Below are 9,822 nucleotides of genomic sequence, written 5' to 3'. Positions count from 1 at the left end.
GCACGCGGGCATCGGTGGCTCCCGGCAGCGGTCGCGGCGACGCCACCCCGACATCCACCACGTCCACCCGAGCGCCCAGCTGGCGGGCAAACACGTTGATGGCCGCGCCCTGCTGAACGAAGTTGGCGACCATCTGCGCGGTCACCTCCTGGGGAAACGCCGACACGCCTTCAGCGGCCACGCCGTGGTCGGCGGCAAACACCACCACGGTGGGGCTATCCACCCGAGGGCGGGCGCTGCCCGTGATAGCGCTGAGCTGAATCGCCAGCGCTTCGAGCCTGCCCAGGCTGCCAGGCGGCTTGGTCAAAGTGTCGAGGTAGGCACGGGTGCGCTCAGCGGCGGCGGCATCGACGGGGCCGATGTCGGGTAGCCAGGGGTAAGCGGCAAGGGAGTCAGAAGCGGCAGCAGAGGACGCGCAGGGAGGCATGGCAGCTCCAGTGGCAGCAAAACCAGAGATGAAGTGATCGCAAGCGCAGCATGGTAACAGATGCGGGCGGCCAGCGGAGCCGCCCGGGCTGTGGTTACCGTACCGGCAATCAGTAAACGGGGGTTTCCTGCCAGCCACCCCCCAGCGCCTTGAACAGCGTGGCCGTGGCCGCCAGCTGTTCACGGCGCGCACCGGCCTGGGCCAAACGGGCCGAGAGCAGGTTGCGTTCGGCGTCCAGGCGCTCCAGCTGGCTCACCTGCCCCTGGTCGTACATCAGCACGGCCAGCTCCCGGGTGCGGGCAACGGCCTCCAGCTGTTCGTCGATGGCGGCCAGCCGTCGCTCGCTGAAGTCGTAGCTGTAGAGCGCATCGCGCACTTCGTTGAAAGCGGTCAGCACGGTCAGGCGATACTGCGCTTCGGCCTGTTCGGCCAGCGCTTCGGCGCTTTCCACCCCGGACTGGCTACGACCGAAGTCGAACAGCGGCCCCATCACCGAGGCCCCGACGCCCCAGGTGCGGGCCACATCGCTGAACAGATCACTGGTGCTGGCGGCCGCAGTGCCCAAAAAGGAGCTGAGATTGAGCGACGGCAGGCGGTTGGCCTCGGCCACGCCGATCTGGGCGGTGGCCGCAATCAGCGCCGCTTCTGCCGAGCGAATATCGGGCCTGCGCTGGAGCATCGCCGACGGCATCACGGCAGGTATGCCCACCGGCTGGGCCAGGTCATCCAGCCGCGACGTGCCAGTGTCCAGGGTAGTCAGCAGCTCATCAGGGGACATGCCCACCAGCGTGCCCAGGGCCCCGCGCAGGGTTTCCACCTGCTGCTTGAGCGACGGCAGCTCTGCCTGCAGGTTGCGCCACTCGGCTTCGGCCTGGCGCAGTTCCAGTTCGCTGATGTCGCCATGCTCGAAGCGCAGCGCCTGAAGGCGATAGGTCTCCTGGTACGCGGCCAGGGTCTCTTCCATCAGCGCTTGCTGGGCTTCGGCACTTTTCAGGCTGACGTAGGTGGTGACCACGTCACCGATCACGCCCAGCTCGGCGGCGTCTCTGGCAAACAGGCTCTCCTGCAGGGCGGCCATGGCCGCAGCACGCTGGTTGGCCAGCCGCCCCCACAGGTCGATTTCATACTCCAGGCTGGCGGCCAGGGAGTACTGATTATTGGTGGAGGTCAGCAGCTCCTGCACGGGCTGAACATCGATGGGCAGCGCCGCCCCCGGGGTGCGCTCACGGTTGGCTTCGGCCTGATAGCCCACGGTGGGAAAGCGCTCGGCATCGGCAAACCCCAGCTGGGCCCGGGCCTCGCGAATGCGCGCCAACTGAATCGCCAGTTCGAGATTGTCTTCGCTGGCGCGCTCGACCAGCCGGTTCAGCGCCGGGTCTTCGAAGCGCTGCCACCAGCGGTGCCAGTCGTCACGGGCCTGCTGCTCCAGGGTGATATGGGCAGGCCAGCTCTCTGGCAGCTCGATGTCGGGCGCTTGATACTCCGGGCCGACCGCACAGCCTGCCAGCAGCAAGGCCAGCGTCGAGGCAGCGGTGAACGGTTTGAGGCGGGGTCCCCACGGGCGATTCCTGTGCACGCTGATCATCCTTGCAGTTCGGGTGAATACCGATTTAGAGCGGCGTTAAACCAAACACCTGTTCGAAGTGGCTAAGAGTACCTATTATAGCCTATTATAGGGGGCTGACGAAACAGGGGATACATCACACCACCGTGATCCCCCATTGACTTGCAGGGAGGCATTGAATGAGGTTCATCCGCAAGGGGAAGTGGCTACCCACTCTGGCCGGGTTGCTGGCATGCGTGACGTTATTGGCAGGTTGCAGAGACGCCGAAGAGCCCCCCGAGCCTCCGGCTCAGGTGGTCAAACTGTTTGAGACCGGCCAGCAGCAGGCCTTTTCGGGCCGTCGTTTCGTGGGTCGCGTCGATGCCGTGAGCACCGTCAATCTGGCCTTTCAGGTGGGCGGGCGCCTGACCACCTTTCCAGCCGTACAGGGCACCACGCTGGCCAAAGGCGAGCTGATCGCCCAGCTCGATCAAACCGATTACGCCTTGCAGGTGCGCGCCGCGGAAGCGGAATTGACCCAGGCCCGTCAGCATCTGCAGCGGCAGGAAAATCTGTATCGCCATAACGCCGTCTCCGCCTCGGTGCTGGAAGCGGCCCGCACTGATGCCGAGCTGGCCGCTACCCAGCTGGAGAGCGCCCGCCAGGAGCTGGCCTACACCTCATTGTACGCGCCCTTTGATGCGCTGATTGCCCGCCGCCTGGTGGAAAACCACACCACGCTGCCGCCCAATGCCGAAGTCGTCCGTATTCAGGACATCTCGGAGCTGCGGATTCGCATCAACGTGCCCGAAGCGCTGATGCAGCATCTCGATGGCGAACACGGTTTCAACGCCGAAGCCGAGATCGCCACGCTGCCCGGCGAGCGCATTGCGCTGGAGTACCGCGAACACATCACCGAGCCCGACGAGGTCGCCCAGACCTATCAGGTGGAGTTCGCGCCCGCCCAAGGCGAGCACCTGGTGGCGCTGCCCGGCACCACGGCCACCGTGTTCATCGAGCCCGCCGAGCGGCTGGTGTCCGGGGTGATGATGATTCCAGCCAGCGCCCTGGACACCACCGAGAGCGGTGATTTTCGCGTGTGGGTCTACGACCCCGACGAGGGCACGGTATCGCCCCGGGAGGTCACCGTGGGTGAGCTGAGCGACGACGCCGTGATGCTGGTGGCAGGCGTTCAGCCTGGCGAGTCGATTGCGGCGGCCGGGGTACACCTGCTGCGCGACGGCATGCGCGTCAAACCGCTCAAAGCCGCGCTCTAGGAGGCCTTATGAATATCGCAAAGCTGTCCATAGAACGGCCTTTAAACACGTGGCTAATCGTCTTAATTTGCTTATTTGGTGGTTTGTGGGGATATAACGCCGTCGGCAAACTCGAAGACCCATCCTTCACCATCCCTAACGCGATTATTAATACGCCCTATCCTGGCGCCACCGCGACAGAAGTAGAAAATGAGGTCACCGAACGCCTTGAGCGCGCTATCCAGAAAATGGAGCAGATCGACGTCATCAAGTCGAAGTCGCTACCTGGGCGCTCGGAAATCCAGGTGGAAGTCCACTCCAGCTACCGCAACCACGAACTGCCGCAAATCTGGGATGAGCTGCGCAACAAGATCAACGATGCCCAGGGCGACCTGCCCGAGGGGGTGCTGGGCTCCCAGGTCAACGACGATTTCGGTGAAGTGTACGGCCTTTTCTATGCAGTCACGGCCGATGGGCTCACCACGCGGGAGATCCGCGACATTTCGACGTTTCTTCAGCGCGAGCTGCTGGCAGTACCCGGCGTGGCCAGGGTGACCACCGCAGGCGAGCGGGAAGAGACCATCTACATCGACATCTCCAACGAGCGCCTGACCACCCTGGGCATTCCCATCAATCAGGTCATCAACACCATCCAGACCGAAAACGCCGTGGAAAACGCGGGCAGCCTGCGGGTAGGGGAACGCCAGGTGCGGCTGGTGGCGCGTAGCGACATCGACAGCACCGCGCTGATCGAAGCCATTCGCATCGGCCGCCCCGGCACCACCGAACAGGTGTCGCTGATGGATATCGCCACCGTCTACCGCGAGCCCAGCGACCAGCCCAACCAGCTGATTCGCTATAACGGCGAGGATGCCTTCACACTCGGCATTGCGGGCGCCGCCAACGACAACATCATCAGAGTGGGCGAAGCCGTCGAAGCCCGCATGGAAGAGCTGAAAAGCCGCCTGCCGCTGGGCGTAGAGCTACATCCTCTCTACGAACAGCACCATGTGGTCAACGATGCCATCAACGACTTCCTGCTCAACCTGGCCATGTCGGTGGCCATCGTGATCGGGGTGCTGTGCCTGGCCATGGGCTGGCGCATCGGCGTGGTGGTCGGCAGTACCCTGCTGCTCACCGTGCTGGGCACCCTGCTGTTCATGGGGCTGTTAAACATCGAGATGGAGCGTATCTCGCTGGGGGCGCTGATCATCGCCATGGGCATGCTGGTGGATAACGCCATCGTGGTCGCCGAAGGCATGGTCACCAACATCAAGCGCGGCCAGCGCGCCAAGGAGGCTGCAGGCAGCGCCGCCAAGCGTGCCCAGCTGCCGCTACTGGGCGCCACGGTGATCGGCATCATGGCCTTTGCCGGTATTGGCCTGTCGGACGATGTCACCGGCGAATTTCTCTACTCGCTGTTCATGGTCATTCTGGTCTCCCTGATGCTGAGCTGGCTGCTGGCGATCACCGTCACCCCGCTGTTTGGCTACTACCTGCTGCGCCAAAAAGGCGACGACGAGGACCAGCCCGCTGACGAGCAGCAAGCAGGCGAGCGCCAGCACGAGAACGAGGAGAACGAGGAGAACGACGACGAGCCCAGCAAGCGCGAGCTGTACGGCGGCCTGCTCTATCGCGCCTATCGCCGGGTGCTGCTGTTGGCACTGCGCATACGCATCATCACCGTCAGCGCGCTGGTGCTGATCACCGCCGTGTGCCTGTGGGCCTTCAGCCTGATACCCCAGTCGTTCTTTCCGGACTCCAACACGCCGCTGTTCTTCGTCAATGTGGAGCTGCCCCAGGGCACCGACATTCGCTCGACCGCCGACTACGCCGCCGATATCGAGGCGTATATCCTGGAGCAGGAGGACGTGGTATCGGTGGCCAGCTTCATCGGCCAGGGCGCTACCCGCTTCATGCTCACCTACGCCCCGGAGCAGCCCAACACCGCCTATGCCCAGTTCATCGTGCGTACCGAAGACCTGGACGCCATTCCCGCGCTGGACCAGCGCTTCTACCGAGAGCTGAACGAAGCGTTTCCCAGCGCACAGGTACGCACCCAGCGGCTACAGTTCGGCCCAGGCGATGGTGCGGACATCGAGGCGCGCTTTCAGGGGCCCTCCCCGGAAGTGCTGCGCTCGCTGGCCGACCAGGCCCAGCGCATCATGGCCGACAGCCCCTACCTGATCGACCCGCGCACCGACTGGCGTCAGCAGGAGTTGGTGGTGCGGCCGCGCATCAACGAGGAGCGCGCCCGCATTGCCGGGGTCAGCCGTGAAGACATCACCCAGACCCTGCAGTTTGCCTCGTCGGGCATTCGGGCAGGCACCTACCGTGAAGGCGAGCACCTGCTGCCCATCGTCGCCCGCCCACCGGCGGCCGAGCGGGACGATGTGGCGCTGCTGGAAAACCGCAACGTGTGGAGCGCCGCGCAGCAGCGCTTCGTGCCCATCAGCCAGGTGGTCTCCTCCTTCGATACCGATAGCGAGGAAGCGCTGATTCAACGCCGCAACCGGGTGCGCACGCTGACCGTCGGGGCCGACCCCGCCGAGGGCTATACCGCCGCCCAGGCGTTCGACGGCATTCGCGAAGAGATCGAGGCCATGACGCTGCCACCGGGCTACCAGCTAAGCTGGGGAGGTGAACACGAGGATTCCGGCGATGCCAAGGAGGCGCTGGCCCAGCAGCTGCCCATCAGCCTGCTGGTGATGCTGCTGACCTCGATTTTGCTGTTTGGCAAGCTCAAGCAGCCGCTGATCATCTGGCTGGTGGTGCCCATGTCGGTGTGTGGCGTGGTGATTGGCCTACTGGTAACCGGCCTGCCCTTCTCGTTTACCGCCCTGCTGGGCATGCTCAGCCTGTCGGGCATGCTGATGAAAAACGCCATCGTGCTGGTGGACGAGATCGACGGGCAGATCAAGGAGGGCAAGGCGCGCTTTTCTGCACTGGTGGACGCTAGCGTCAGCCGCTTGCGGCCGGTCTTTCTGGCCGCTGGCACCACTATCCTTGGCATGCTGCCGCTGCTGGCCGACGCCTTCTTCAACAGCATGGCGGTGACCATCATGGGCGGTCTGGCGTTTGCCTCGCTGCTGACGCTGATTGCCGTACCCACCCTGTATGCCATGCTGTTCCATATCAGCAGCGATGAGGTCGAGTCCTGAGCAGGCGCGTTCGGCCCATGAGCGCTTTTTAGCCATCATGGGCCGGGGCCGGGGTCACCCGGCTCATCCTTTCGGGTAATAAAACTACAACTTAAGCTATAAATCGGCTTTTTATTGCCGTAAGGTCTCTATTATTGGCGCCATAAAATGTAAAATAACTACAAGATACTTTCACCGTCTCTACTCATGCAGAGGTTTCTATGCCTGGTTCAACGTCTGGTTCTACCCCCGCAGCCCTTCATCCCAAGGTCGCGGAAGTCACCCAACGCATTCGTGAACGCTCTGCCGAGCGCCGCGCCCTCTACGAGCGCCGCATGGCCGACCAGCACAAGCGTGGCGTGCATCGTGCCGAGCTCTCCTGCGGTAACCTGGCCCACGGCTTTGCTGCCTGTAGCCCCCAGGAAAAAGACGCCCTGAAGCTGATGAACAGCGCCAACCTGGGCATCATCTCGTCCTACAACGACATGCTGTCGGCCCACCAGCCGTTTGAAACCTTCCCGGAAACCATCAAGGCGGCGGCGCGGGCCATGGGTTCCACCGCGCAATTTGCGGGCGGCGTACCGGCCATGTGTGACGGCGTAACCCAGGGCCAGCCGGGCATGGAACTATCGCTGTTCTCCCGTGACCTGATTGCCATGGCCACGGCGGTGGGGCTGTCACACAACATGTTCGACGCCGCCATTTACCTGGGCGTGTGCGACAAGATCGTGCCGGGCCTGTTCATCGGTGCCGCACGCTTTGGCCATCTGCCCGCCATGTTCGTACCCGCAGGCCCCATGCCCAGCGGCCTGCCGAACAAGGAGAAAGCGCGCATTCGCCAGCTGTATGCCGAAGGCAAGGTGGGCCGCGAAGAGCTGCTGCAGGCAGAGTCCGACTCTTACCACAGCCCCGGCACCTGCACCTTCTACGGCACCGCCAACTCCAACCAGCTGATGATGGAAGTGATGGGCCTGCACCTGCCGGGCACGTCGTTCGTGAACCCCGGCACCGAGATGCGCGAAGCGCTGACCCGCTACGCCACCGAACAGACCATTCGCAATACCGAAGCAGGCGGCGAGTACCGTCCGTTCTACAAGCAGATCGACGAGCGCGCCATCGTCAATGCCGTGGTCGGCCTGCTGGCCTCCGGCGGCTCGACCAACCACACCATGCACCTGATTGCCATGGCGGCAGCGGCGGGCATCACCCTGAACTGGGACGACTTCACTGATCTCTCGGCGGTGACCCCCAGCCTGATGAAGGTGTACCCCAACGGCCAGGCGGACATCAACCACTTCCAGGCCGCAGGCGGCATGAGCTACCTGTTCCGCGAACTGCTGGGCGCTGGCCTGCTCCACGGCGACATTCCCACCGTCTTCGGCACCGATCTGACCGCCTACACCCAGGAGCCCTTCCTGGAAAATGGCAAAGTGGTCTGGCGCGAAGGCCCGGAGAAGAGCCTGGACGAAGAAGTGCTGCGCCCGGTCGCCACGCCCTTTGCCCCCACTGGCGGCCTGACCGTCATGAAAGGCAACCTGGGCCGAGGCGTGATCAAGGTCTCGGCGGTGGCCGAAGAGCATCGAGTGGTCGAAGCGCCGGTGAAGATCTTCGAGGATCAGAACGAAATGAAAGCGGCGTTTGAGTCGGGCGACCTGGACCGTGATGTAATCGTGGTGGTGCGCTTCCAAGGCCCGAAAGCCAACGGCATGCCCGAGCTACACAAACTCACTCCCTTCCTGGGCGTGCTGCAGGATCGTGGTTTTAAAGTCGCGCTGGTCACCGATGGCCGCATGTCCGGCGCGTCGGGCAAAGTGCCTGCCTCCATTCACATGAGCCCGGAAGCGCTGGACGGCGGCCCGCTGGCCAAGCTGCGCGACGGCGACGTGGTGCGCCTGGATGCCAATGCCGGCAGCCTGGAAGTCAAGGTGGATGCCGCTACCTGGGCCGAGCGTCCGCTGGCCGTTGCCAGTCTCGACCACTACCACGTCGGCCTGGGCCGCGAGCTGTTTGCAGGCTTCCGTCATCTCGCCATGCGCGGTGAAGAGGGAGCCGGTTCGCTGGGGGGATTCGAAGCCGATGACCTGGCCCGCCAGGAAGGTCAGATCTTTCAAGAGGACGCCTGATGCGACCGGCACTGATCGGTGATATTGGCGGCACCAACGCTCGCCTGGCGCTGGTAGCGCCGGGCGAGGTAACGCCCCACGATATCCTCAACCTGCCCTGCGCAGACTACCCCGGCGTGGTCGAGGCGATTCAGGATTACCTCGCCCGCGTGGGCGCGACCGGGGATAACGCCCCCGAGGAGGCCTGCCTGGCCTTCGCCTGCCCGGTGCACGCCGAGCGGGTGAAAATGACCAATAACCACTGGGACTTCATGAAAAGCGACGTCCAGCAGGCGCTGAACCTGTCGCTGTTCAAGGTCATCAATGACTTCACTGCCCAGGCGCTGGGCGTACCCCACGTGGGTGAAGACAACCTCGTCGAAGTGCAGCCCGGCGTCGCCCAGTCGCACTCGACCCGTCTGGTCATCGGCCCGGGCACCGGGCTGGGCGTGGCCGGGGTGTTTCCCGGCCAGCACGCCTGGATTCCGCTGCCCACCGAAGGTGGCCACGTCACCTTTGCACCTACCGACACCACCGAGCGGGCGCTGCTGGATGTTTTCCTGCAGCGCCACCAGCGGGTCAGCGTCGAGCGCATCCTGTGCGGCCAGGGGCTACTGGAACTCTACCAGGCCCACTGCGCACTGGAAGGCCAAGCGCCACGTTGCGAAACCCCGGCCGAGGTCACCCAAGCGGCCAATCAGGGCGACGCCCTGGCCACGGCCACCCTGCTGCGCTTTTTGAAAATCCTCGGCGACGTCTGCGGTGACGCCACCCTGACCATGGGCGCACGCGGCGGCGTGTATCTGTGCGGCGGCATTCTGCCCCGGCTGCTGGCGTGGCTGCCTAAATGCGAGCTGCGCGCCAGCTTCGTCAACAAGGGGCGCATGGGGGCGTACAACGCCGATATTCCGGTGTGGATCGTGACCCACCCGTGGACCGGCCTGCTGGGTGCCGCCGAAGCGCTGCATAACGAAGAAGTCTTTTAAACCGACGGAAACACGCCATGGCTGCTGTGACCTTTGACGTGCCGTTCGTACTCGGCATGATGCGCCTGCATGAAGCGCAAGAGATGCACCAGGCGAGCCAGCTGGCCGACTGGATCGAAGCCCGACTGGAGCAAGGCCTGCACGGGTTCGACCATGCCGATATTTACGGCAGCGGAGCTTGCGAAACGCTATTCGGCCAGGCGCTACGTGCCCGCCCGGCGCTGGCCAAGCGGCTCCACGTGGTCACCAAAGCCAGCATTGCCAACGACAACCCGAGCGCGGGCGGCCAGTTGATGCAGGGCGAGGTCAGCCGCGCGCTGAACCGTTTGGCAGGCGAGCTCGGCAGCACCCCCGCCGCGCTGGCGCTG

Annotated in this window: 7 protein-coding genes; 5 read left to right on the top strand and 2 right to left on the bottom strand. The window is 64.2% G+C overall.

Annotated features, from left to right (window positions below; genetic code table 11):
- The coding region (locus tag B7L72_RS00665; protein WP_176212809.1) for a nicotinate-nucleotide--dimethylbenzimidazole phosphoribosyltransferase at window positions 1-427 on the bottom strand (427 nt) is incomplete at its 3' end.
- Between the two features lie 109 nt (window positions 428-536).
- Window positions 537-2,012: an efflux transporter outer membrane subunit gene (locus B7L72_RS00660; protein ID WP_254893723.1), complete on the bottom strand. Its 1,476-nt coding sequence runs from the start codon at window positions 2,010-2,012 to the stop codon at window positions 537-539.
- 158 nt (window positions 2,013-2,170) lie between these two features.
- On the opposite strand from B7L72_RS00660, the gene B7L72_RS00655 reads away from it, so the two are divergent.
- The 5 genes from B7L72_RS00655 to B7L72_RS00635 all read left to right on the top strand — a co-directional run.
- Window positions 2,171-3,247, top strand: a complete 1,077-nt coding sequence (locus B7L72_RS00655; RefSeq protein WP_081192001.1) for an efflux RND transporter periplasmic adaptor subunit — start codon at window positions 2,171-2,173, stop codon at window positions 3,245-3,247.
- A gap of 8 nt (window positions 3,248-3,255) precedes the next feature.
- Window positions 3,256-6,387, top strand: a complete 3,132-nt coding sequence (locus tag B7L72_RS00650; protein WP_081191999.1) for an efflux RND transporter permease subunit — start codon at window positions 3,256-3,258, stop codon at window positions 6,385-6,387.
- Window positions 6,388-6,587: 200 nt separating this feature from the next.
- Window positions 6,588-8,489, top strand: coding sequence for a phosphogluconate dehydratase (gene edd / locus B7L72_RS00645; protein WP_081191997.1), 1,902 nt, complete (start codon window positions 6,588-6,590; stop codon window positions 8,487-8,489).
- On the top strand, window positions 8,489-9,454 hold the full coding sequence (gene glk, locus B7L72_RS00640; RefSeq protein WP_081191995.1) for a glucokinase: 966 nt from the start codon (window positions 8,489-8,491) through the stop codon (window positions 9,452-9,454). Before edd ends, glk begins: the two co-directional genes overlap by 1 nt.
- 17 nt (window positions 9,455-9,471) lie before the next feature.
- On the top strand, window positions 9,472-9,822 hold a 351-nt coding region (locus B7L72_RS00635; protein ID WP_254893722.1), incomplete at its 3' end, for an aldo/keto reductase.

The sequence above is a fragment of the Halomonas sp. BC1 genome (genome assembly GCF_002078135.1).
Lineage (GTDB): Bacteria > Pseudomonadota > Gammaproteobacteria > Pseudomonadales > Halomonadaceae > Vreelandella > Vreelandella stevensii.
Note: the sequence above shows the minus strand (reverse complement) of the source record. Positions and strands in the feature narration are given on the sequence as shown.